General features: G+C 62.2%; 10 protein-coding genes and 1 pseudogene. 8 read left to right on the forward strand and 3 right to left on the reverse strand.

The window, feature by feature from the left end:
• Positions 1 to 16: 16 nt before the first annotated feature.
• Positions 17 to 2,395 (reverse strand): DNA polymerase II, encoded by a 2,379-nt coding sequence (locus O987_RS09370; protein ID WP_043371859.1) that lies wholly within the window; start codon positions 2,393 to 2,395, stop codon positions 17 to 19.
• Between the two features lie 286 nt (positions 2,396 to 2,681).
• The gene (locus O987_RS09375) at positions 2,682 to 3,974 is read right to left on the reverse strand and encodes a Zn-dependent hydrolase (RefSeq protein ID WP_043371862.1); all 1,293 of its coding nucleotides are present in this window, start codon (positions 3,972 to 3,974) and stop codon (positions 2,682 to 2,684) included.
• A 42-nt stretch (positions 3,975 to 4,016) separates the two neighbouring features.
• Here O987_RS09375 and O987_RS09380 point away from each other — a divergent pair, with 42 nt between their 5' ends.
• Positions 4,017 to 4,964, forward strand: a complete 948-nt coding sequence (locus tag O987_RS09380; protein WP_080731491.1) for a LysR family transcriptional regulator — start codon at positions 4,017 to 4,019, stop codon at positions 4,962 to 4,964.
• Positions 4,965 to 5,089: 125 nt separating this feature from the next.
• Here the strand turns inward: O987_RS09380 and O987_RS09385 are convergent, their stop codons facing one another.
• Complete coding sequence (locus tag O987_RS09385) at positions 5,090 to 5,950, reverse strand: LysR substrate-binding domain-containing protein (protein WP_003056922.1); 861 nt, start codon at positions 5,948 to 5,950, stop codon at positions 5,090 to 5,092.
• Between the two features lie 95 nt (positions 5,951 to 6,045).
• Here O987_RS09385 and O987_RS09390 point away from each other — a divergent pair.
• The 7 genes and pseudogenes from O987_RS09390 (at position 6,046) to O987_RS09420 (ending at position 26,244) form a co-directional block, all read left to right on the forward strand.
• Positions 6,046 to 6,636 (forward strand): annotated as a pseudogene (locus O987_RS09390) (hypothetical protein).
• Positions 6,637 to 6,736: 100 nt separating this feature from the next.
• Positions 6,737 to 8,326 carry a rhodanese-like domain-containing protein gene (locus O987_RS09395; protein ID WP_043371867.1) on the forward strand — a complete coding sequence of 530 codons (1,590 nt, stop codon included), beginning with the start codon at positions 6,737 to 6,739 and terminating at the stop codon, positions 8,324 to 8,326.
• A 47-nt stretch (positions 8,327 to 8,373) separates the two neighbouring features.
• Positions 8,374 to 9,360, forward strand: a complete 987-nt coding sequence (locus tag O987_RS09400; protein WP_043371869.1) for a tripartite tricarboxylate transporter substrate binding protein — start codon at positions 8,374 to 8,376, stop codon at positions 9,358 to 9,360.
• Positions 9,361 to 9,381: 21 nt separating this feature from the next.
• Positions 9,382 to 10,614: a cystathionine beta-lyase gene (gene metC, locus O987_RS09405; RefSeq protein WP_043371870.1), complete on the forward strand. Its 1,233-nt coding sequence runs from the start codon at positions 9,382 to 9,384 to the stop codon at positions 10,612 to 10,614.
• A 468-nt stretch (positions 10,615 to 11,082) separates the two neighbouring features.
• Positions 11,083 to 12,624: a TolC family protein gene (locus tag O987_RS09410; RefSeq protein ID WP_003056910.1), complete on the forward strand. Its 1,542-nt coding sequence runs from the start codon at positions 11,083 to 11,085 to the stop codon at positions 12,622 to 12,624.
• A gap of 17 nt (positions 12,625 to 12,641) precedes the next feature.
• Positions 12,642 to 13,424, forward strand: a complete 783-nt coding sequence (locus tag O987_RS09415; RefSeq protein ID WP_043371872.1) for an efflux RND transporter periplasmic adaptor subunit — start codon at positions 12,642 to 12,644, stop codon at positions 13,422 to 13,424.
• Positions 13,425 to 13,632: 208 nt separating this feature from the next.
• On the forward strand, positions 13,633 to 26,244 hold the full coding sequence (locus O987_RS09420; RefSeq protein WP_051962156.1) for an Ig-like domain-containing protein: 12,612 nt from the start codon (positions 13,633 to 13,635) through the stop codon (positions 26,242 to 26,244).
• The last annotated feature ends 18 nt before the right edge of the window (positions 26,245 to 26,262 follow it).

Raw genomic sequence — 26,262 nt, forward strand, 5'->3', positions numbered from 1 at the left:
AGGGCAAGGACCGGCATCACTCAAAAAGCTCTCGCTGAGAGGATGTCAGGGTGGTGAAGTCCTCGCCCAGAGGAAACAGGATCGAGTCGGCGATCGGCTTGATCTGTTTCGCCAGATAGTGCTCGTAGTCGATGCGCGAGCGGCGGATTTCCAGGGGCTCGGGGCCATTTTTGGTCATGAGGTACTGGATCCAGCCGCCGTTCTGGTATTGCCGGGGCCTGCCCATGCGGTCGTTGTACTCATCCGCGATGCGAGCGGCACGCACCTGCGGCGGCACGTTGCTCACATAGGCATCCAGGCGGTGTCGCAGGCGTTTGCGGTAGATGAGCAGCTCATCCTTCCTGCCCGCCAGCGTCGCCTGGGCGTACTCGATGACGAACTCGCGGTAAGGAGCGCCCTGGAAGACGCGGGAGAGCAAGCCCTCCTGGAACTGTCTTGCCAGCAGCGTCCAGTCGCTGCGTGCCATCTCCAGGCCCCGATAGATCATCGTCTCTTTGCCGTCCAGGTCGATGCTCAGGCCGGCGTAGCGCTTCTTGCTGCCAATGTCCGAGCCCCGGATGGTGGGCATGAAGAACTTCTTGTAGTGCGTGTCGAACTCGATTTCGAGAAAACTCTCAAGGTCCTGTTCCTGCCGCAAGGTTTGCGTCCACCAGGCGTTGATGTCTCTGGCCAGCTCCGCCGCGACGGCGTGTGCCTCCTCGTTGCTATGGGTGCGCTTGAGCCAGATGAAGATGGAGTCCGTGTCCCCGTAGATGACTTCGTATCCGCGTTGCTCGACCAGATCCCGGGTGAGCTTCACCATCTCATGGCCGCGCAAGGTAATGGCCGAAATCAGCTTGGGATTGAAGAAGCGGCACTCCGAAGCGCCCAGCACTCCCGCGAACGAATTCATCACCAGCTTGAGGGCCTGGGACAAGGGCTCGTTCTTGGCGCGTTTGGCCTCATCGCGGGCTCGCCACAGCCGGGTCACGATTTCCGGCAGAGCATGCTTCTCGCGCGAGAAGCGCGTGCTCAAGGGGCCCTTGATGAGTCCTTGGGAATCGCGGGCATGCAAGCCTTCGGTCAGGCCCACAGGATCCACGAGAAAGGTTCGGATGATGGAGGGATAGAGGCTTTTGTAGTCCAGAACCACCACGGAGTCGTAGAAGCCGGGCTTGGAGTCCAGCACATAGCCGCCCGGGGAGGACTTGCCCTGGATATCGCCCACATTGGGGGCCACGTAGCCCAGGCGATGCATGCGCGGCAGATAGTGGTGGCTGAACGAGGCGATGGAGCCGCCGAAGTGATCGAGCTGCAGGCCTGTGGCGTGGGCTCGCTCCATGGCAAACTGCAGCAGCTTCGCCTTTTCGAAGATGCGCAGAACCAGTTCGCAGTCGCGCAGGTTGTAGCTGGCGAGCGCAGGCTTGTCCTGCTGGTAGCGCCGCTCTATCTCGGCCATCTTGTCGTACTCGTCTCCGATCTCCTTTCCTTCGCCCAGGAGCTCCTGCGAGACGTTCTCGAGGCTGAAGGAGGAAAAGCTCCAGACGGCGGCCCTGAGGGCCTCGATGCCGTCGATCACCGCGCGGCCCGGCATGGGAGCGAAAAGATAGCCTTGCTTGCCTGGGTGGGTGCGCCACGCGATGGGCGTTCGTTCACGCCCCGGCAGCAAAGGGATTCCGCAGTCGTCCGCCGTCTTTTGCAATACGCGCAGGTCGAACTGAATGACGTTCCAGCCAACGATGACATCCGGGTCGTTGCGCGCAAACCAGTCATTGAGCTGCTTGATCATCTCCTGGCGGCTGGAGCAATACACCAGTGCAAAGCCCGTCGTCGGCTCAGGCTCGGAAGAGGGCTGCCCGAGCATGAACACCACGCGCTCGGCCATGCCGTCCAGTGCGATCGAATACAGATCCTGGTGCTGGCTTGTCTCGATGTCCAGCGACACCACTTTGAGTGTCGGCCTGAAATCCGGTGCGGGAACCAGCCTGCAGTCCAGCAGCGCGGCATTTTTTTCTGTGCGGCCACCCTGCACAGTGACGCCTGCAGTGATGAAGCGCTCCATCAAATAGCGTTCATGTGGCCGGACATCGGCCTCCAGAAGAGGAATGTCTTTTTGCTGGAGAGTGCGTTCAAGCCGCCGCAATTGGCGGAAGTTTTTCGCATAGATACCCAGTACCGGCTCTTGCTGAAAACTTCTCAGCGAGAGGTCCCGCAGCTCGACTCCCGGCAGGGTTGAAAGCTGTGCATCCACCGCGGCTCTGTGCCGGGACTCGACGAAAGCCACTGAAGTCTGGGCGGTCAAAAGCACCTTCAGTGGGCCGTCATCCGTGGCCAGCCAGTATTCAAACTCGGCGCCCGCCGGCGTATCCCGCCAATTGCGGGTAAGAATGAATCCCTGGCGTTCTGGAGATGACACGAAAGATGAAGTAAGGCGAGTGTGACTGCCTTGAACCGGAGTTCAAGGCCCTGATCGGGTGCGGCGGCATGAGCTTGCTGGGCCAGTCATCTGTTTTACAGAGGCACCGGCGAAATGATACTCAGCAATCAGGGTCAGGTCTTGCAACAGAGCTGCGTTGGCCGCTGCAATTCGGACAAGTCGTTCTGTCTGAGAAGCCGACAGACCCCGAAGCCACCGAATCATGCATCCATGCATGGTCGGCAGGTATCCGGAAACCGGCTTCATCCGGAGTTTAGGAACGTCGTTAATCCATATGCTCATCCAGGTCCAGCAGGGTGGCGGCCAGCACCTGGGTGCCGGCCAGGACCTGACCGGGGGAAGCCCACTCCACAGCGCTATGGCTGCGTCCTTCAAGACAGGGGATGAAGATCATCCCCGAGTGCCCCGCATGGGCAAGGTACATGGCATCGTGGCCGGCTCCGCTCGGCATGCGCCGACAGCCCAGCCCCAGCCGTCGCGCAGCTCGCTCCACGGCAGCCGTAATCTGCGGCGCGCAGGGGACAGGGTCCACGTGGGTGCGAGGCTCCACCCTCCAGTGCACGCCCAGTCGCTCGATAGCCGGGCCGCAGCGCCGCGCCAGTATTTCCCAGAACTCCTGCAGCAAGGGGGCATGGTTGCTGCGCACTTCCAGCATCATGTCCACCTGGCCAGGCACGGTATTGCTGGCGTTGGGCGAGACGTTCAAGCGACCTACCGTGGCAACCACATAGTGAGTGGTGCTGCGGCTCCACTGCAATGCCAGGCGCTGGGCCTGGCGAATCACTATGGCCGCTGCCACAAGAGCATCGCCGCGTTCGTGCATGGGCGTGGTCCCCGCATGGTCGGGCCGACCGTCGAAGTACAACTGGGCACGGCGTATGCCCACGATGTCGGTCACGGCGCCTATGGCCAGGCCTTCACGTTCCAGCATGGGTCCCTGTTCAATGTGCAGTTCTACAAAGGCGGCAAAGCCTTGCTGGCGGCGGTCGGCTTCGGACAGCTCCTCAGGGCGGGCACCCAGGCGCTGCAGGGCCTGGCCCAGGGTGTCGCCCTGGCCGTCACTGGCAGCGAGCATGTCTGCGCTGAGCTGGCCGGCCATGGCGCGGCTGCCGACACAGGAGATTCCGTAGTCACTGGGCTCTTCGCAGAGGAAGTCGATCACCTCGAAGGGGTGCTTCAGCGTGATGTCCGCCTCCTGCAGTGCATGCGCCACTTCAAGGCCCGCCAGCACACCCAGAATGCCGTCGAAGCGTCCACCGGCGTTCACGGTGTCGGTGTGCGAGCCCGTGGCCAGGGGCTTCAGGTCGTCGCTCCGACCGGGGCGGCGACCGATGAGGTTGCCGGCCGCATCCAGGCGAACCTGCAGGCCAGCGGCTTCGAGCTCTTCACGTAGCCAGGCACGTGCGGCCTGGTACTCCGGACTGAAGGCGCGGCGGGTCCAGGGCATATCAGGGCGGGTGAATCTGGCAAGGTCTTCGAGCCGGCGCCACAGGCGGTCGCCGTCAATTGGTGGCAAAGCCAGGGCAAGCCGAGGGGAGGAGGTGGAAGCGTTCTGCATGGAGTAATCTTCGCCCGAGATTTACCAACAAGGAATCTTTTGATGCTTATGCAAGGTATTAGTGAAACTTTGGCTAATGCCCCTGCTTTGACGCTGCTCAGAAGCTTTTGTCTGGTCGTTCAGGAGCGCAGCTTTTCGCAGGCGGCAGAGCTGTTGCAGCTGTCCCAGCCGGCGGTCAGCCTGCAAGTGCGGCAACTGGAGCGTCAACTCGGTACACGTCTCATCGAACGCGTGGGGCGGCGTGCTGTACCGACGGCGGCGGGTCAGACCTTGCTTGAGCAGCTGCCTGCCGTGACCGTGGCGCTGGAGGGACTGGCACATGCGCTGAGTGCGCATGCGCGAGAGGTCAGCGGGCAGGTGCGTATAGGCACGGGCCTGACGGTGTGTCTCTATCTGCTTCCCGCCGTGCTGCGCCAGATACGGGCCAGCCATCCAGGCATCGATATCGTGGTGGTCACGGGCAATACCGAGGAGTGCGTAAAGCGCGTGGAGGACAACAGCCTGGATCTTGCCCTGGTCACCTTGCCGGTCAGTCGCCGGGCCTTGCTGGCCACACCTGTGCTGCAGGATGACCTGGTAGCCGTAGCTCGCCCGGAGATGCTGATGTCGAGTGATGCGGTTGCTGCGCGGGAGTTGAGGTCCCTGCCTCAGCTCGCCCTGCAGAAGTCAGCCAGCACGCGCGGGGTGGTCGATGCCTGGCTGCGCCGTGCTGGCGAACTCCCGCATCCTCAGATGGAGCTGGACAGTGTCGAAGCGCTCAAGGAGATGGCAGCCATAGGTCTGGGTTATGCCGTGATTCCGCGCATGGCCATGCAGGGTCGGGGAGCTCGCGATGACCTGGTGTCACGCCCTCTGACGCCCAGATTGCAACGAACACTGGCGATGGTGTTGCGCAAGGACAAGCCGCTGAGTCGTCCCCTGTCCATGGTGTGCCAGAGTATTCAGGAGCATTGTGCGCAGTGGCTGAAGCAAGCCAAGACGTGTGGCTAGCTCAAGCGGCACCACAATGGTCGAGTCTGCCCTGGCTGCAAAAGCGTGGCCGAGTGCGGATCTGCGCTGTCGCGCCTGCATGGATGCCGTCGATTCGGTAGCGAGTCATGACCCATGGACGGGGTTCAAGCGCCGGGCAGCCACATGCGTGCCTTGAGGTTCTCGAATACCTGGCGTGTGATCGGATTGACTACATGGCTGCGTATATAGAGCTTGTAGACCAGATCCGGCAGCGGTGGCATGCCGTCGCCACTGCCTAGTACGCGCAGTCCGGGGTCCAGTTGTTCCACTCCGCGTGCGGTGACTCCCAGATCGGCGCGCAAGGCTGCGCGTATGCCCACCAGGCTGGTACAGGTATGGCGCGGTGTCCAGCCGATATCGGCGGCATCCAGTGCATCGCAGGCCAGGCGGCGAAAAATGCTGGGCCCGCTCGCCAGTACCAGCGGCACCGGCTTTCCGGGATCGTGCACATAGTTCGCGCCACACAACCAGACCGTGGGGCTGGAGCGGAGTGCGAAGCTCTCGAATGTGGTGTCGTCGCGATTGGAGATCACCAGATCCAGTTCCCCTTGCTTCAGGGACTCCATCAGGAAGGGACTGCGTTCCATGTGGATGTCAATCTGCACACCGGGAAACTTCAGGGCAATCTCTTTCAACACCGGAGGAAGCATGGTGTCTGCAACGTCATGCGGCGCGCCTATCCGCACCAGACCCTCCAGATGGTGATGCCTGAGGCTGCTGATCGCTTCGTCATGGATGGCCAACATGCGTTGGGCATAGCCGAGCAGACGCTGGCCGTGTTCGGTCAAACGTTTCTGGCGCCCCTGCTTTTCAAAGAGTGTGTGTCCAACCTTGTCTTCCAGGCGCTGCATTTGCTGGGTGATTGCCGATTGCGTGCATCCCAGCTGCACGGCAGCGGCAGCGAAGCTCTGCTGACGGGCGATGGTTGCCAGCGTGCGCAGCTGGTCCAGATCCAGTGTGTCCATATATAAGATTTTCTTAAGTATATGGTTGAGTTTATGGGATTGTTTACGTTAGAGTGGCCCGCTACATTGGTTGTCATTCAACCAAGGAGTCTGCTTTGTCCACGATGAAAGAACAACGTAACAGTGCTGTCCAGACGGCAATTTGGCAATGAAGAGCGCTATCGGCAATGATTCTGCGTCGCGTCAAAGTCTTGAGGAAGTTCTTGCGCAGCTAATGGAATTGGCCGGGCAAAAGCAGCTCTGGGGGGGGTGAGGATTTTCCTGCTCCCGAAGAAGGTGAACATCAGGCCCGCTACCTGATTGCCGAAGATGCAGACCAGAGCTACGCGCTGTACCTGAACGTGATGCGTCCAGGCAAGCGCATCGTGCCGCACAACCATACGACCTGGGCCTGTATTGCAGCGGTGGAGGGCACGGAGCACAACCGTGTCTACGAACGTACCGACGATGGATCGGTTCAGGGCAAGGCCACGCTTGAGGAAGTCGATCTGGTGGTCGTGCAGCCCGGCCACGGCATTGCCCTGATGCCCGAGGACATTCACTCCGTGGAAATCCAGGGCGAGCAGGTCATCCGTCATCTGCATATGTATGGCAGGGCGCTGGAGACCCTGAATGCCAGAACCAGCTACGACCTGCAGGCAGGCACCTGCCAGACCATGTCCATCGGTGTTCAGACGCGCCGCTGATGCGCTGCTAGGCCGCTAGGCCTTATCCCTCTTTGCCTTGCAACGCGCTCCCTGAAGCGCGTGGGCGCAGCTTTGCCTGAAATTCGCGAACTCAACTGTTATGACTCAATTCGCCAACGCCTCAACCCTCAAGTCCTGGCTCCACGACGGCCAGGAAATCGCCGTACTGGATGTTCGTGAGCATGGCCAGTACGGCGAAGCACATTTGTTCTACGGTACACCCTTGCCTTTCAGCCGCCTTGAGATCGATGCGCCGCGCCTGGTGCCACGCAAGACCGTGCGCGTGGTGGTTTATGACGGTGGAGGGGTCGATACGGAAAGCGTCGCCCTGCGAGCGGCGCAGCGCTTGCAGGATCTGGGCTATACCGATGTCCATGTGCTGGAAGGCGGCACGAAAGCCTGGCAGGCTGCGGGCTATGTGCTGTTCGCCGGTGTGAACCTCCCCTCCAAAACCTTTGGTGAGCTGGTGGAGCACGCCTATGGAACGCCGCGCATCACGGCGCAGCAGCTGGCTGCCAAGCAGGCCTCGCGAGAGCCGCTCGTCATTCTCGATGGTCGGCCGGTGTCCGAGTTTCACAAGATGAACATACCCGGTGCCATATGCTGCCCCAACGGCGAACTGGCCTACCGTATCCGTTCCCTGGTGCCTGACGACAGCACGCCAGTCATCATCAACTGTGCCGGGCGTACGCGCTCTATCCTGGGTGCCCAGACCTTGATCAATCTGGGGATCTCCAACCCTGTCTATGCCCTGGAAAACGGCACTCAAGGCTGGTATCTGAACGATCTGCCACTGGAGCATGGCGGCAAAAGCCGCTACGCCGACGATTCTGGCAGCGGCATTCTGCAATCCCAGGCACAAGAGCTGGCGCAGCGTTTTGAAGTGCCTTTCGTGAGCGCACAGAAGGTTGCGCAATGGGCTGCGGATGGCGACAGAAGCCTGTTTCTCTGCGATGTACGTACGCCGGAGGAGTTTGCCGCCGGAAGTCTGCCAGGCGCGCAGCACACTCCCGGGGGGCAACTGGTCCAGGCCGGCGACCAGTTCATCGGGGTACGCGGAGCCCGACTGGTGCTTTTCGATAGCGATGGCATACGCGCTGCAGTGATCGCCAGCTGGCTGCGCCAGATGGGGCAAGACGCGTGCGTGCTGATCGACGGCCTGCATAGTGGCCTGAGGCTGGAGAGCGCCTCCGGTCTTGCTGCACCGGAACTGCCCTTGGTGACGGTCGCCGAGCTGCGGTCCCTCCTTGAGCGCGACGAAGTCCTGCTGGTTGACCTGCGGCCAAGCATGAAATATCGCGCGGCACATATCCCGGGTGCGCTCTGGTCGATTCGTTCGCGCCTGGCCCGGAACTTGCGTGATGAAACGCGTGCCATCGTGCTGGTGGCGGATGAGCCGGCGCTGGCGCAATGGGCATCGCTGGAGCTGCCGAAGCCCGCAGCACTGCTGCAAGGCGGAATGGCCGCGTGGCAGCAAGCCGGCTTGCCGCTGGAAGCCAGTGCCGACATTCCCCCGGACCATGATTGCATTGACTACCTGTTCTTCGTACATGACCGTCATGACGGAAACAAGGATGCCGCTCGTCGTTACCTGGCATGGGAAACCGGACTGGTTCAGCAACTCGATGCACAGGAACTGGCCGCATTTCATCTGCCCGTTCCTGCTGTCCCGCTTTCCAGCGCCGTCTGATTGCTCCGTCTGATTGCGCCAACCGCTTCACCCTACGAAAGAAAATCATGCTTGCTATTCGTTCTCTGGCTGTTGTTCTCATGGGCACCGTGCTTGTTGCGCAGGTGCATGCGCAAACCTTGGCGCAGCGCAATGGCTTTCCCAGCCAGCCGATCCGCTTTGTCTCGCCTTTTCCTCCCGGCGGTGGCAACGATGCAACCACACGCTGGGTCACCACTCGTCTGCCAGAGCTCACCGGACAGCCGGCGGTTGTCGAAAACAAGGGGGGAGCGGGCGGCAATATAGGTGCCAAAGCCGTGACCGAAGCCAAGGCCGACGGATACACGCTGCTGACGGGGCAGGTTTCGCTGATGGCAGTGAACCCCACTCTGTACAGAGCGCCGGGCTTTGATCCGCTCAAGAACTTCATTCCTGTCACTCAGGTCAATGCGGCGCCTCTTGCGATCGTGGTTGCCGCTGGATCGCCTCTCAAAAGCTTTGCCGATCTGGCGGCAAAGTCCAAGGCCGAACCCGGCAAGATCACCTATGCCACGCTAGGCAACGGCACTTTGTCGCACCTGGTTGGCGTGGTTCTGGGCAAGGAAAGCAATGTGTCCATGACGCATGTGCCCTATAAGGGCGCTGGTCCGGCCATCAATGACTTGCTGGGCCAGCAGGTCGATGTGCTGATCACCTCGACCTCCTCGGTGGCGGGCATGATTCAGGGTGGTCAGATACGTGCCCTGGCAGTGACCAGCCCGCGTAGGGTAGGTGTATTCGGCAAGGTGCCGACGCTGGAGGAGTTGGGCTACAAGAACACCACCTTTGAAGACTGGTACGGTTTTTTTGCACCCGCAGGAACTCCGCCGGAGCGTGTTGCCTATCTGAACGAAGCGATTGTCAAGACGCTGCACAAACCGGAGGTCAGCAAATTGGTCACCGATGGCGGCAGTGAAGTGGTTGCGAGCACTCCCGAGGCTTTTGCTGCTCAGCTCAATAGCGACATCAAGCGCTGGAGCTACGTGGTCAAACTGTCCGGCGCCAAGCTGGATTGATGAGGAGTTCAGGGCATCACCATGACGACCAAAGACCGGCAAGCTTCGAGTGAAGGCCTGGGCACGCGGCTGGCCCACATGGGCAGGTCACCTGCCTATGAGGGTGGCTCGGCCATCAATCCGCCCATTGTTCGGGCCAGTACGGTGGTGTTTGAGAACACCCATCAGCAACGTGAAATGCGTACCCGGCGCGGGCAAGAGCGCATCTTCAGCTACGGTGCGCGCGGCACTCCCACCAGCTTTGCCCTGGAAGATGCGGTCAGTGAGCTTGAGGGAGCCTATCGCACGCGCCTTCTGCCCACGGGGCTCGCCGCAGCAGGCATGGCCTTGCTCAGCTACCTCAAGCCGGGCGATCATGTTCTCATTACGGACAGTGCCTATCAGCCTGTGCGGCACCTGACCGAGCAGTTCCTGCAACCCTACGGCATCGAATACAGTTTTTTTGCTGCCGATGGCAGCGACGCAGCCGCCAAAATGCGGCCAAACACTCGAATGCTGTATGCCGAGTGCCCAGGCTCGCTGGTGTACGAAATGTGCGACCTGCCTGCGCTTGCTGCCATGGCCCACGCGCACGGCGCGCTGGTGGCGGTCGATAACACCTGGGGATCCGGGGTGCAGTATCGCCCTCTGACGCTGGGAGCAGATATCTCCATCATGGCTGCAACCAAATATCTGTCAGGACATTCGGACGTCATGATGGGTACGGTTGCCACCACGCAGGCTGCCTGGGAGCCATTGGCCAGTCGATGCGACGCCTTCGGCATGAGTGTCAGCCCCGATGATGCATGGCTGGTTCTGCGCGGCTTGCGCACCTTGTCGGCAAGATTGCGCATGCATGAAGAACATGCTTTGACGGTGGTCCGCTGGCTGCAACAGCTGCCGGCAGTGCAAACCGTTTTCTGCCCGGCACTTCCTGCTCACCAGGGACATGAGCTGTGGCTGAGGGATTGCTCAGGTACCAACGGCCTGATCTCCTTCGAGCTCCAACCCTGCATTCCCGCCGAAGCCGTGGACCGTTTCATCGACAATCTGCAGCTGTTTGGGCTGGGGGCTTCATGGGGAGGCTATGAAAGCCTGGTCATCGCCGCAAACATGACACAGGCACGAAGCGTAACGGACTGGAGCCAGCGTGGTTCGGTGGTACGGCTGCATATCGGCCTGGAAGACCCGCAGGATCTCATCGCGGATCTGGCCCAGGCGATGGAGGGCTCGGGAATCAACGGGCTGGTCACGAAGCCTCGGATCTCGTGCTGAGTCCATGAAGGCTCTGCGGAGAGCCTTCATGCAAGTCTGGTGCCGGATTGGGGCGGATAAGCAGGATGTCGCGTTCCCAAAAAGGCTGTGCCTGGAGCCACGAGCCAAGCCAGCTCCCGAATGGAGCATGCGGCCGGATACTGGGCATCTTCAAGAAGCATGGCAGCGGTGAACACAGCGCACATGAATGCCCACTCCGGCTCAACATGCTCAAAGGCAAGAATCTCTAGGGGCTGTCGCAGCATCGTTGAAACGCACCTTCCTGGTGCAAAGAAAGCAGGGCCTGGCAAGAGTGCATCTGTAGGACGAAATACCTGATTTCAGTGATTGCTGTTGTGATTTTTGCTGGGTAGTATTGTGGACACATTTTTTGACAATTAAGACTTATGCATACTTTTTTAAGTTTTGCGCATGAGTTTTGCTTGGGTCTTGTTGTCAAACCGTCTTTGCCATCACCTCCTTGCAGATATGAACGCCCTTGCTCACCGCCGGCCCGAGAATCATTTTCGTGGCCGTGTCCGGCTCACGGCCTTGCTAGGCTCGGCCATCTGGCTCACCGGTTGCGCCAATCTGACCGGCCAGGCACTTTCCACGGAAGAAATTCAGTCGCAGGTTCGGGCCGATCGGCAGAGTCTTGGCAAGGACGTGGCTGCAGTGACCGGGCCGGTGAGCCTTGAAGAGGCCATTGCGCGGGCCATCAAATACAACGCGGCCCAGCGCCTGCGCGGCATGGAAGAGGCAGTGGCCCAGGGCACGGCCAATGTTGCCAGGTTCGACATGCTGCCCAAGCTGGTGGCTTCGGCCGGCTACCGCTATCGCGACAAGGACCTGATCAGCCGCAGCACGGACTCGGTCACGGGCGCGCCTTCCCTGGCCCATCCCTATATCTCCTCGGATCGTGAATCGACACTGACATCGCTGAGCTTCTCCTGGAGCCTGCTGGACTTCGGTCAAAGCTATTACGCCGCACGCCAGCATGCCGACCGCGCCCAGATCGCTGCCGAGCGCCGCCGCAAGGCCATACACACGCTGATCCAGGATGTGCGCATCGCCTACTGGCGTGTGGCTGCGGCCCAGGCGCTGGAGTCTTCTCTGCAGACCGCAGGCCAGGATGCAGACAAAGCCCTGGAAGACTCACGCAAGGTCGAGGCGGAAAAACTGCGATCCCCCATGGAGCCGCTGCGCTATCAGCGCCAGTTGCTGGAGAACATCCGCCTGCTGGAGGCCATTCAGCAGGAGCTGTCCTCCTCGCGCATCGAACTGGCTTCGTTGATGGGCGTGTCTCCTGCCGAGCTGAACCAGCCGCTGCGCGTGATCGAGCCTGCAGCCTCGAATGCCCAGCGCTGGCTGGAGCAGCCCGTGGACAAGCTGGAAGACCGGGCCCTGCTGCTGAACCCGGATCTGCGCGAGAGCCTGTACAACGCCCGTATCGCCAATGAAGAGACCAAGCGCGTCATGCTGCGCATGTTCCCCGGCCTTTCCTTCAACTACGGTGTCAACAAGAGCAGCGACAGCTATCTGATCAACGACCGCTGGCAGGATGCCGGCCTGCAGATCTCCTTCAATCTGCTGGGACTGCTGTCCCTGCCTGCACAGCGTCAGCTGGCCGATGCGGGTGTCCAGCTGGCCGATCAGCGTCGTCTGGCTACCCAGATGGCGGTATTGACACAGCTGCATGTAGCCCGTTTGCAATTTGCGAACGCCGTGCGCCAGTATGAAAGAGCACAGACCATTGCCTCCGTGGACCAGCGCCTGTCCGAGCATGTGAACAACCAGGTGCAGGCCGACAAGCTCAACGCCCTCGAGCGCGTCTCCCAGCAGACCACCACCATTCTTTCCGTGCTGCGCCGCTATCAGGCCCAGTCCAATATGCAGGCCGCCAGCTCACGTCTGCAAGCGACTCTGGGCATGGAGCCCGTGATCGAAGGCTCGGACAGCATGCCCTTGCCTGAACTCACGCAGGCGGTGGGCAAATCGCTGCAAAGCTGGGACGCAGGTCAATTCCAATGAAGTCTTGCGTGTCTCCCTTGATGTTGGGTCTGGCGCTGGGCCTGCCTCTGGGCGCTTGGGCCCAGACCGGCCCGGCAGCCCACAGTCTTCCCAGGACTCAGACCTCCCTGCCCAGCGTTCTGGATCAGCGCGAGATCCGTGCCCAGCTCGCACCGCGCCGCTACACCACCTTGGCGGCAGAGATAGGCGCCAAGGTACAGCGCCTGCCCGTGGTGGAGGGCGGTGCCTTTCGCCAGGGGCAACTGCTGGTGCAGTTTGACTGCAGCCTGCCGCAAGCCCAGCTGAACAAGGCCCAGGCGGGCGTGGATGCCACCGAGAAGACCTGGAAGGCCAACCAGCGCCTGGCGGAGCTGAACTCTGTTGGCAAGGTGGAATTGGATATCTCCCAGGCTGAATGGAACAAGGCCAGGGCCGAAGTGGCAGCCAACCGCAGCCTGCTGAGCAAATGCCAGATCACTGCGCCCTATGCGGGGCGGGTGGCCGAGCAGAAGATTCGTGAGCAGCAATATGCGCAGCCGGGCCAGGCGCTGCTGGACATTCTGGACGACTCCGCGCTGGAGCTGGAGTTTCTGGTGCCATCGCGCTGGCTCAGCTGGCTGCATTCGGGCTCGGAATTCCAGGTGCGCATTGACGAAACCGGCAAAACCTACCCTGCCAAGGTGCAGCGCCTGGCCGCGCGGGTGGACCCGGTGAGCCAGTCCGTGAAGGTCAATGCGGCCATCCACGGAAAGTTCACCGAGCTGATCGCCGGCATGAGCGGGCAGGTGCTGCTGGTACCACCCTCGACCGGCAAGCCCTAGGCATTCAAATACAAGAGCATGTTGCGCATGCCGTTAAAAGGTTTCAGATCAAATTCATGCTGAAGTCTATATATAGAAATCGCAACATGCTCATATTTTTATAGTCCGATAGCAAGAGACCGACGGCTCCCGGAAGAGGGCAAGCCGGCGGTCTGAACCTGCAAGGCAGGCAAGCGCCATGCCACCTTCACTCAGGAAGGACACTTTGATGACCCGCAAATCCCGCCAACTCTGGAACCGTCTGACACAGGCCATGACGGCGCAGGCAGTGAAGACCGATGTCCCTCAGTCGCTGCGGCCGGCATCTGCCGTACGCCCGCTGGCGCTGGAGCAGCGCTTTATGTTTGATGGTGCGGCTGCGGTGGATGTGGCGCATGCGGCCACGGACGCTGCGGTGCCGGGTGGGGCGGAGCACGCGGTGGATACGGCCAGCGCACTGCGGCATGCACTGACCGCAGAAGCACAGAGAGCTGCCGAGGGTTCCCCATGGGCGCCACAACGCCAGGAAGTGGTGTTCATTGATGGGCAGGTCAGCAATGTCGGTGAGTTGCTCACAGGACTCTCCGCCAATGCCGAGGTGGTTATCCTCGATCCGAACAAGGACGGTCTGCAGCAGATCGCGGCCTACCTGCAAGGCCGTGAAGGGCTCGACGCCATCCACCTGTTGTCCCACGGGGCCGACGGTACCGTGCAGCTGGGCAACGTCTGGCTGGCCAGCAACAACCTGGCCGAACACCGCGCAGCGCTGGAAAGCATCGGTGCCGCGCTCAAGGCTGACGGCGACCTGATGCTCTACGGCTGCCGCGTCGGCGACAGCAGCAAGGGCCAGGCGTTTATCGATGACCTGGCAAGCATCACCGGCGCCGATGTGGCGGCCTCCTCGGACGATACCGGGGCCGCGGCGCTAGGCGGCAACTGGACGCTGGAGCGCAGCAGCGGCGTGATCGAAACGGCCACCCTGACGGTGGATGCGTACGACGGTCTGCTGGTGACCACCTGGATCACCGGGAATGCCCCGCTGGGCTCCTCGACCATTGGCGCGGCCGGTCGTGTGGTGGTTGGCGACTTCGACGGCGACGGCGATACCGACATTCTTTATCAGACCGGTGCCAATGGCAGCCCCTGGGCTTATTCGCGGAGCAACGGCAATGGAACCTTTACCCAACTGACATTGGCGCAATCGCCGTTTGCCGGGTTAGCGCTGCCGGACCATACCAATTCCAACTACTTCTTTGGCGATTTCGATGGCGATGGTGATATCGATGTGCTGGTCGGGGTGAACGGCACCACCGGGATGTTCCTGCGCAACGACAATGGTGTTTTCAGCAGCCAATCCAGTGCGAGCTTTCCGCAGCCCGCTGTCGGCTCTCGCATGGTAGTGGGTGATTTCGACAACGATGGTGATACCGACATCCTTTATCAGACGGGCGGCTCTGGCAGTGCCTGGGCCTACGCCCGCAGCGAAGGCGGTGGCAACTTCACGATTCTGACTCAGGGGACTTCGCCTTTCGCCGGGCTGACACTTCCGGACCACGGGGGCAACAACTATTACGTTGCCGATTTCGACGGCGATGGTGACCTGGACATCCTGGCCGCGGTCAGCGGAGCCACCGGCACCTTCCTGCGCAACAATGGCAGCAGCTTCAGTAGCGGCTCCACTACCACCTTCCCCGCGGCCGCCGCCAACGGACGCCTGCTGGTCGGCGACTTCGACGGCGATGGCGACGCCGACATTCTCTACCAGACCGGTGCCAACGGTACTGCCTTCCAATATGCACGTAGCAATGGTGATGGCACCTTCACCATCCTGACCCTCGCGAACTCACCCTTGGCAGGCGTGCCCCTGGTCGACCACACCGGCGCGAACTATCGCGTCGGCGACTTCGACGGCGATGGTGACCTCGATATCTTCTCGGCCACCAACTCTAGCTCGGGCAATTTTTATGTGCAGAACGGCTCGCCGCCCGAGGTCACGGCGTCCACCCCGAGCGACAATGCCACCGGTGTCAGCCGGACCGCCAATATCGTGCTGACCTTCAGCGAGTCCGTCACCAAGGGCACCGGCAACCTCTACATCGTGCGGACCTCGGACAACGTGATAGTCGAAACCATCCCGGTCGGCAGTACGCAGATCGTGGGTTCCGGCACCACCTGGACCATCGATCCGTCGATCACCCTGGCCGCTGGCACTTCCTATGCCCTCCGTGCCGACGCCAAGACCTTCGTCGATGCCGACGGCATTGTCTTCAAGGGTATCCAGAACAACACCACGCTGAACTTCGCCACCGCGGCCAACGCCGCGCCGGTAATCGCCAACCTCAACGGCGACGCCGTCAGCTACACCGAAGGCAGCACTGGCACGCGGCTCGATGCCAGCGGCAATGCCACCGTCACCGATGCCGACACCACCCTGTTCACCGGGGGCAAAGTCACTGCGTCGATCACCAGCAACGGTGTGTCTGGTGAAGACGTCCTGTTTGTCTTCAACGAGGGCACAGGCCCCACGCAGATCAGCGTCTCTAGCAGCAACATCTCCTATGGCGGCGTCCAGATCGGCACCTTCACCGGTGGCACAGCGGGCAGCCCGCTGGTGATCACCCTCAACGGTGCCGCGGACGCCACTGCCGTCACTGCACTGGTGCGCAACCTGACCTACCGCAACACCAACGATGCCGACATTGCCACGCCGGCGCGCACCGTGCAGGTCACCATCAGCGATGGCACCGGCGCCACCAGCGCTGCGGCCTCGGTCACCGTAGGCATCAACGCGGTCAACGACGCACCGAACCTGACCGCCACCGGCGCCAATCCGACCTTCACCGAGAACGGAGCGGCGGCGGTGCTCTTCAGTGGCACCGCCATCAGTACCATCGAAGCGGGGCAGACCATCACCGGGCTGATCGTGCAGGTCAGCAACCTGGCCGATGGAAGCCTGGAAAAGCTTGTCATCGACGGCACCACGGTCACCCTGACCAACCTGACCTCGGTAACCACGGGGACCAATGGCCTGAGCGTGTCGGTTGCCGTTTCCGGCAGTACCGCCACCGTGACCATCACCCATTCCGGGCTGTCCACGACGCTGGCGCAGACCATCGTCAACAACATCGCCTACCGCAACGACAGCGAGAGCCCGCAGGGCGCTTCGCGCACCACCACCCTGACCGCCGTTCGCGACAGCGGCGACGTCGCCAACGGCGGGACTGAAATCGGCATGTTGTCGATTGCCAGCGTGGTGACCCTGGTGTCGGTGAACGATGCTCCGACCCTGGCCGGTGGGCCTTATGTCCTGCCTGGCACGAACGAAGACACCACCTCCACTGGAACCTCGATAGCCACGATGCTGGCCGGCCTCACCTACGGCGACCTGGACACCGGCGCCCAGAAAGGTATCGCGGTGACCGCGGTCAGCGGCAGCGGCTCTTGGCAGTACTCCACCAATGGAGTCACCGGCTGGACCAACTTCGGCACGGTGTCCACCGGAGCCTCGTTGCTGCTGGCGCAAACCACGTACGTGCGCTTTGTCCCCGGCGGCGCCAACGGCGAAACCGCGACCCTGACGTTCCGCGCCTGGGACCAGACCAGTGGTCTGGCGTCCTCCAGTGCCGTGCCGCGCACCGCCGACACCAGTGTCTCCGGCGGCAGCACCGCGTTCTCCTCGGGCACCGCCTCGGCCTCGCTCACCGTCACCGATGTCAATGACGCGCCGGTGCTCACCCCTGCCGCGCCGACCCTGCCAGGCCTGACCGACGGCGCGATCAACAACAGCGGCGTCCTGGTCGGTTCGCTGTATGGCGGCAACTACACCGACGTCGATACCGGCGCCCTGAAAGGCATCGCCATCACCAGCCTGAACAGCGGCAGCGGCACCTGGCAGTACAGCCTCGACGGCACCACCTGGAGCAACGTCGGCACCGTGTCGGCGAGCAGCGCGCTGCTGCTGCGTGCCAGCGATCACGTGCGCTTCGTGCCGGACGGCATCAACGGCACCACCGCCAGTGTCACCTTCCGCGCCTGGGACCAGACCGGCGCCAGCGCCGGACAACAGGGCACCAAGGTCGATGCCTCCGCTGCCGGCGGCACCACCGCGTTCTCCACGGCACTGGACACGGCCAGCGTGACCGTGACCGCGGTCAACGATGCGCCGACCATGACCTCCAGTTCCGGCACCGTGTCCTGGGCCGAAGGTAACAACACCACGTCCACGCCGGTGGTCATCGACTCCGGCGTGACCATCGCCGACCCGGATGGTCCGGACCTGAGCCAGGCCACTGTGATCGTGTCCAACCATTACGTGGGCCAGGACCAACTGGGCTTCATCAACAACCCCGCCACCATGGGCAACATCATCGGAAGCTGGGACGCCACCACTGGCGTTCTCACCCTGACGTCGGTCGGCAACCAGGCGAGCCTGGCGCAGTGGCAGGCCGCGTTGCGCTCGGTGACCTACACCAACCTGTCGGAAAACCCGACCACCACCACCCGCAACATCGAGTTCCAGGTCACCGACGGCGGTGGTCTGGCTGCGTCCGCCGTGACCCGCAGCGTCACCCTTACCGCGGTCAACGACTCGCCGATCATCACGGCGCCGTCGAACACCCAGGTGGTCGAGGACATTGCCTCGGTCATCAACCTGATCAGCATCAGCGATGTCGATTCCAGCAACGCCACCGTGACCCTGAGTGTCGCCTCGGGAACGCTCAACGCCAACAGCGGCAGCGGCGTGACCGTGGGCGGTACGTCCAGCGCGCTGACCCTGACCGGCACCATCACTGACATCAACAGCTTCATCGCCAGCAACAAGCTGAGCTACACCACGGCGGCCAACGGCACTGCCAACGTGACCCTGACCATCAGCGTCGATACCGGCAGCGTCAGCACCACCAGTACCACCATGACCCTTACCGTCAACCCGGTGAACGATACACCGGTGGCGACGGTGCCGCCATCGATCGGCGTGGTCGAGGATGTCCCGGGTGCACTGACAGGCATCAGCTTCAGCGATGTCGATGCCGGCAGCGCCTCGGTCACCGCGACGTTCTCGGTGCCCAGCGGTACGTTGACCGCCACCTCCGGCAGCGGGGTCACGGTGCTCGGCTCCGGCACCGGCGCGCTGACGCTGTCGGGTTCGCTGAGCGATATCAACGCCTTCATCGCCGCTTCCGCGGTCAAATTCCAGACCGCGCTCAACAGCACCAGCACCGTCACCTTGACCGTGTCGATCAACGATAACGGCAACACCGGCGGTTCCGCGCAGACCGACAGCAAGACCGTCAGCCTGGTCGTGGACGCCGTGAACGATGCGCCGGTCAACACCGTGCCGGGCAGCCAGAGCGTGCCGCAGGACAGCGTGCTGACATTCAGCACGGGCAACGGCAATGCCATCGTGGTCAGCGACGTGGACCTGGGCGGCAACCAGATCGACGTCACCCTGACCGCGACCAATGGCCTGATCACCCTGTCGACCCAGAGTGGACTGGGTCTGCTGGTCGGCACTGGCACGGGTGATGCCACTGTCAGGTTTGTCGGTTCGCTGGCTGCGGTCAACGCCGCCCTCGACGGCCTCACGTTCACCCCGACCGCGGGCTACAACGGCGTCGCTGCGCTGCAAATCTACACCACTGACAATGGCTCCGTCGGCACCGGTGGCGCTCAGACCGACACCGATGTCATCGCCATCACCGTCGCGCCGCTGAACCCCAACGTAACCAATGTCAGCGTCGTGCAACCGGACCGCGCCTACAAGGTGGGCGAGCAACTGACGATCACGGTTACCTTCGACATGAACGTGACCGTTGCCAACGGCATACCGACCCTTCTGCTGGAAACCGGGCTGATCGACCGCCTGGCGACCTATGTCAGTGGTTCTGGCAGCAACACCCTGAGCTTCAGCTACACGGTGCAGGCCGGTGACGTCAGCGCTGACCTCAACTACAACAGCACCAGCGCGCTGCAACTCAACGGCGCGACCATCCAGAGCGTCCACAGTGATAACGCGACGCTGACGCTGCCTGCCCTCACCGGTAACGCCTCGATCGCCGGCCAGAAAGCCATCGTCATCGATGGCGTAGTGCCGACCATCAGCAACGTCGCCAGCCCGGCCGATGGCACCTACATCCTCGGCCAGAACCTCGATTTCACGGTCAACTTCAGCGAGAACGTGGTAGTCGATGCCAGTGGCGGCACCCTGCGTATCGAGGTGACCCTCGACACCGGCGGCACTGCCTACGCCGAGTACGTCTCCGGCAGCGGTACCAGCGCGCTAGTGTTCCGCCTGACCGTCGCCACCGGCCAGATGGATATCAATGGCATCACCGTCGGCAACAACATCCAGCTCAACGGCGGCAGCCTGCGCGACCTCGCCGGCAACGACAGCGCCACCGCCTTCACCGCGGGAAGTAGTGCCGGCATCCTGGTGGACGGCGTGGTACCGACCGTGGCCAGCGTCAGCGTGCCGGCCATCGGCAGCTACAAGGCCGGCCACGTGCTGAGCTTCACCGTCAATGCCAGCGAAGCGGTGTTCGCCAGCGGTTCGCCGCGCCTGGCCCTGGATGTCGGTGGCACCACCCGCTACGCCACCCTGGTGGCGGGCAGCAGCAGCGGCTCGACCTTGGTCTTCCAGTACACCGTGCAGGCGGGTGACAACGACAACGACGGCATCAGCGTCGGCAGCAACCTCGATCTCAACGGCGGCAGCGTCAAGGATGCTGCTGGCAATGACCTGACTCTGACCCTGAACAGCGTCGGCAGCACCACGGCGGTGCTGGTGGACACCGGCGCGCCGAGCGTCACCAGCATCGTCCGCGTCGGCGGCTCGCCGTCCAACAGCGGCTCGTTCAGCTACACGGTGACCTTCAGCGAGGATGTCAGCGGCGTCGATATCAGTGACTTCACCGCCACCTTCGGCGGCACCAGTTCCGGCAGCCTGGCCAGTGTCACCCAGGTCGACGGGCATACCTACACCGTGGTGATCGACAACCTCGCCGGCGCCGGCAATGTCACCCTGTCGCTGAACGGCAGCGGCACCGGTATCCGCGATGCTGCCAACAACGCCGTGACGGGCGGCCTGGTCGGCCAGACCTATGTCATCGACCGCGTCGCCCCGACCGTGACCAGCGTCGGCGTGCCGGGCAACGGCACCTACGTCGCCGGGCAGAACCTCGACTTCACCGTCAACCTGAGCGAGAACACCACCGTCGACACCACCGACGGCACCCCGCGCATCCAGGTGACCCTGGACAATGGCGAGACCGCCTGGGCCAACTATGTGTCCGGCTCCGGCAGCAACGCCCTGGTGTTCCGCCTGGACGTCGTCAACGGCCAGCTGGACACCAACGGCGTCACGCTTGGCAGCGCCATCGATCTCAATGGCGGGACCGTGCGCGACGGGGCCGGCAACGATGCCGTCGCCACCCTGAACAGCGTCGGCGACACCAGCGGCGTGAAGGTGGATGCGGTGGTTCCGGTGGTCGACAGCGTTGGCCTGCCGGCGAACGGCAGCTACAAGGCCGGCGACGTGCTCAGCTTCACCGTCAACACCAGCGAAGGCGTGGTGGTCGACACCCTCGGCGGTACGCCGCGGCTGGTGCTCACCGTGGGCGGCGTGACCCGTTACGCCACCTATGTGTCCGGCGCGGCCGGCGGCGCACTGGTGTTCCAGTACACGGTGCAGTCCGGCGACACCGCCGCCAGCGGCATCAGCGTCAACGGCACCCTTGACCTCAACGGCGGCCATGTCAACGACCCAGCCGGCAACGCCCTGAACCTGAACCTCGGCGCCGTGGGCAACACCGGCGGTGTGCTGGTGGACACCACCACGCCGTACGCCACCAACATCACTCGCGTCGATACCACGCCGAACAACAGCGGCTCGGTCAGCTACACGGTGACCTTCAGCGAGAACGTCAGCCACGTCGATAACAGCGACTTCAACCTGATCTTCGGCGGCAGCGTCGCCGGCAGCATCGAAAGCGTCACTGCCGTGGATGGCAAGACCTTCACTGTCAAGGTCAGCGGCCTGACCGGCACCGGTACCGTGCGCCTGGACCTCAAGCCAGGCACCGATATCGCCGATGCCGCCGGCAACCTGGTTCCGGGCGGACGTGTGGGAGTCAACTACGCCATCGACCGCGACGCGCCGAGCGTGACCGGCGTCGACGTACCGGCCAACGGCACCTACGTCGCCGGGCAGAACCTCGACTTCACCGTGCACCTGAGCGAGAACGTGCAGCTGAACACCAGTGGCGGCTCGCCGCGCCTGGAAGTGCTGCTCGACAATGGTCAGACGGCCTGGGCCGACTATGTTTCCGGTGCCGGCACCAGCGCCCTGGTGTTCCGCCTGACCGTCGCTACTGGCCAGCTCGATACCAACGGCATCACCGTCGGCAACACCATTCAGCTCAATGGTGCGACCCTGCGCGACAGCGTCGGCAACGATGCACAGCTCGCCCTCAATGGCCTGCCGCCGACCGATGGCGTGCTGGTCGATGCCGTGGCGCCGGTGGTCAGCAGTGTGGTGTCGCCGGCGGATGGCAGCTACAAGGCTGGCGATATATTGAGTTTTAGCGTCAATGCGAGTGAGAGCCTGCTGGTCAGCGGTTCGCCACGCTTGGTGCTGGATGTCGGTGGCGCCACCCGTTACGCAACTCTGGTTTCTGGCAGCAACAGTTCGATCCTGGTCTTTCAGTACACAGTGCAGGCTGGTGACAACGATGCAAACGGCATCAGCGTCAGCGGCAGTCTCGACCTCAATGGAGGCTCGGTCTGTGATGCCGCCGGCAATGACCTGGCTTTGACTCTGAACGGCTTGGGCGCAACGTCTGGCGTGATCATCGACACGGTGCTCCCGACGGCCACCATTGTGGTGACCGACAACGCGCTGGCGGTGGGCGAGACCAGCACGGTCACTGTCACCTTCAGTGAGGCGGTTAGCGGACTGACCACTGCTGATTTCAGCGTCGGGCATGGCACTCTGAGCAATCTCAGCAGCAGCGATGGCGGTATCACCTGGACGGCGACGCTGACGCCAACGGCCGGTATCACCAACGTTAGCAATCTGATCACGCTGAACAACACCGGCTATGCGGATGCGGCGGGCAACACAGGAGCCGGCGCAACGGACTCGAACAGCTACGCCATCGACACCCAGCGCCCGACGGCCGCCATAGTGGTGACCGACACGGCGCTGGCGGTGGGCCAGAGCTCCACGGTCACCATCACCTTCAGCGAAGCGGTGACGGGGCTGGATGTTGGTGACTTCATTGTGGCGAACGGCAGTCTGAGCAACCTCAGCAGCAGCGATGGCGGCATCACCTGGACGGCGACCCTGACGCCAGCGGCCGGTATCACCAATGCCAGCAATCTGATCACGCTGAACAGCACCGGCTATGTGGATGCTGCAGCCAACACAGGAGCCGGCGCAACGGACTCGAACAGCTACGCCATCGACACCCAGCGCCCGACGGCCACCATTGTGGTGGCGGATACAGCGCTGGCGGTGGGCGAGACTAGTACGGTCACGATCACCTTTAGCGAGGTGGTCAGCGGACTGACCACTGCTGATTTCAGCGTCGGGCATGGTGTACTGAGCAATCTCAGCAGCAGCGATGGCGGCATCACCTGGACGGCGACCCTGACGCCAACGGCCGGTATCACCAATGCCAGCAATCTGATCACGCTGAACAACACTGGCTATGTGGATGCGGCGGGCAATATCGGCACAGGAACGACCGACTCAAACCAATACGCCATCGACACCCAGCGCCCGACGGCAACCATCGTGGTGGCGGATACAGCGCTGGCGGTGGGAGAGACCAGCACGGTCACCATCACCTTCAGCGAAGCCGTGACCGGCCTGGATCTTTCCGACTTCAGCGTCCAGCATGGCGTTCTGAGCCATCTGGCGTCCAGCGATGGAGGTCTTACCTGGACGGCGACGCTGACGCCAACGGCCGGTATCACCAACGTTAGCAATCTGATCGCGCTGAACAATACCGGCTATGTGGATGCGGCGGGTAATACAGGCAGCGGCACCACCGACTCCAACAACTACGCCATCGACACCCAGCGTCCGACAGCCACCATTGTGGTGAACGACACGGCGCTGGCGGTGGGCGAGACCACCTCGGTCACCATCACCTTTAGCGAAGCCGTCAGCGGTCTGGATATTGCCGACTTCAGCGTCGAGCATGGTGTACTGAGCAACCTCAGCAGCAGCGACGGCGTCACTTGGACGGCGACCCTGACACCGACAGCCAGCATCACTGATGCCAGCAATGTGATCACGCTGAACAATACCGGCTATGTGGATGCGGCGGGTAATACAGGCAGCGGCACCACCGACTCCAACAACTACGCCATCGACACCCAGCGTCCGACAGCCGCCATTGTGGTGAACGACACGGCGCTGGCGGTGGGCGAGACCACCTCGGTCACCATCACCTTTAGCGAAGCCGTCAGCGGTCTGGATATTGCCGACTTCAGCGTCGAGCATGGTGTACTGAGCAACCTCAGCAGCAGCGACGGCGTCACTTGGACGGCGACCCTGACACCGACAGCCAGCATCACTGATGCCAGCAATGTGATCACGCTGAACAATACCGGCTATGTGGATGCGGCGGGTAATACAGGCAGCGGCACCACCGACTCCAACAACTATGCCATCGACACCCAGCGCCCGACAGCCACCATCGTGGTGAGCGACACTGCACTGGCGGTGGGTGAGACCACCTCGGTCACCATCACCTTTAGCGAAGCCGTCAGCGGTCTGGATATTGCCGACTTCAGCGTCGAGCATGGTGTACTGAGCAACCTCAGCAGCAGCGACGGCGGTATTACCTGGACAGCGACGCTGACGCCAACGGCCGGTATTACCAACGCTAGCAATCTGATCACGCTGAACAACACCAGCTATGCAGATGCGGCGGGCAATATCGGCACCGGAACGACCAACTCAAACCACTACGCCATCGACACCCAGCGCCCGACGGCCACCATTGTGGTGTCGGACAACGCGCTGGCGGTGGGCGAGACCAGCACGGTCACTGTCACCTTCAGTGAGGCGGTTAGCGGACTGACCACTGCTGATTTCAGCGTCGAGCATGGCACTCTGAGCAATCTCAGCAGCAGCGATGGCGGTATCACCTGGACGGCGACGCTGACGCCAACGGCCGGTATCACCAACGTTAGCAATCTGATCACGCTGAACAATACCGGCTATGTGGATGCGGCGGGCAACGCAGGCACCGGTTCAACGGACTCGAATATTTACGCCATCGACACCCAGCGCCCGACGGCTACCATTGTGGTGACCGACAACGCGCTGGCGGTGGGCCAGAGCTCCACGGTCACCATCACCTTTAGCGAAGCGGTGACGGGGCTGGATGTTGGTGACTTCATTGTGGCGAACGGCAGTCTGAGCAACCTCAGCAGCAGCGACGGCGTCACTTGGACGGCGACCCTGACACCGACAGCCAGCATCACTGATGCCAGCAATGTGATCACGCTGAACAATACCGGCTATGTGGATGCGGCGGGTAATATCGGCACAGGAACGACCGACTCAAACCAATACGCCATCGACACCCAGCGCCCGACGGCCACCATTGTGGTGGCGGATACAGCGCTGGCAGTGGGCGAGACCAGCACGATCACGATCACCTTCAGCGAGGCGGTTAGCGGACTGACCACTGCTGATTTCAGTGTCGAACATGGCACTCTGAGCAATCTCAGCAGCAGCGATGGCGGTCTTACCTGGACGGCGACCCTGACGCCAACGGCCGGCATCACCAATGCCAGCAATCTGATCACGCTGAACAACACCGGCTATGTGGACGCGGCTGGCAATAGCGGAACGGGCACTACGGCATCCAATGTCTATGCCATCGATACCCTGGATCCGGTTGCGCCGGAAATTACTCTGGATCAAGCCACGCTGGTGAATGGGCGACAAGTCTCTCCAACAGGCTTGGTCATCATCTCCGGTCTGGAAGCGGGAGGAAGCTGGCAGTATTCCCTCGACAATGGCGTCTCCTGGATTGAAGGCCGCGGCAACGCGGTGCAGCTACCTGCTCTGGGGGCATTCAATCTCTGGGTCCAGCAAAAGGACGCGGCAGGCAATGCATCTCCGGTGACCTCACTCAACGGAATTGTTGAACCCTTGGTTCCTCCGGCAGTGCAGCCTCCGGGACTGCCGGCCATGAATGATCTGCCTGCAGGGCCTGGCCTCGCACCATTCCAAGCTTCAGAGGTGTCAGAGCCGAATGCAGATTTTCTGCAGTCCACCTCGACGGCGCTCAACATGTCGTCTCAGCGCGGAGGGATGCATGGTTCTGAGCATTGGTCCGGATACGGAGTTCCGCAGTCAATTGCAGGCGTCAATGACTGGGTGTGGGCGTCGCTTTTCGCGCCGGCAGAATCCAATCACTCTGGATTTGATCCAGCAACTGAGCAGTTCTCCGTTTCGACGGGAGCCAGCATTCTGGACCTGAAGCCCGTACTCCTGGCATCGGATAGTCCGTGGGATATCGAGTCACTCCGGTTCAGCTTCGCCGACCGGCAGGAGTTGCCCGGATGGGTTCGCCTGGATCGTCAAAGCGGCCAGCTGACCATTCATGCTCCCAAGGATCTCAGCACAACACTTGTCCTGCAGATCAAGGTCAGCGATGGAAAAGGCCACGAGTCGGTGCGGACTGTCAAAGTGGTCATCGGCGAGGCAAGGGCCACGTCCAGTGCACCCGCAGGGAGGGCTGGGCTGAGTGAGAAGATGGCAAATGCAGCGAATCAGCAGGCGGGGAAAAGGATGTCCATGTATGTCCATGGCTAAAGGATTGATGGGTGCTGC

Source organism: Comamonas testosteroni TK102 (genome assembly GCF_000739375.1).
GTDB classification, from domain to species: Bacteria; Pseudomonadota; Gammaproteobacteria; order Burkholderiales; family Burkholderiaceae_C; genus Comamonas; species Comamonas brasiliensis.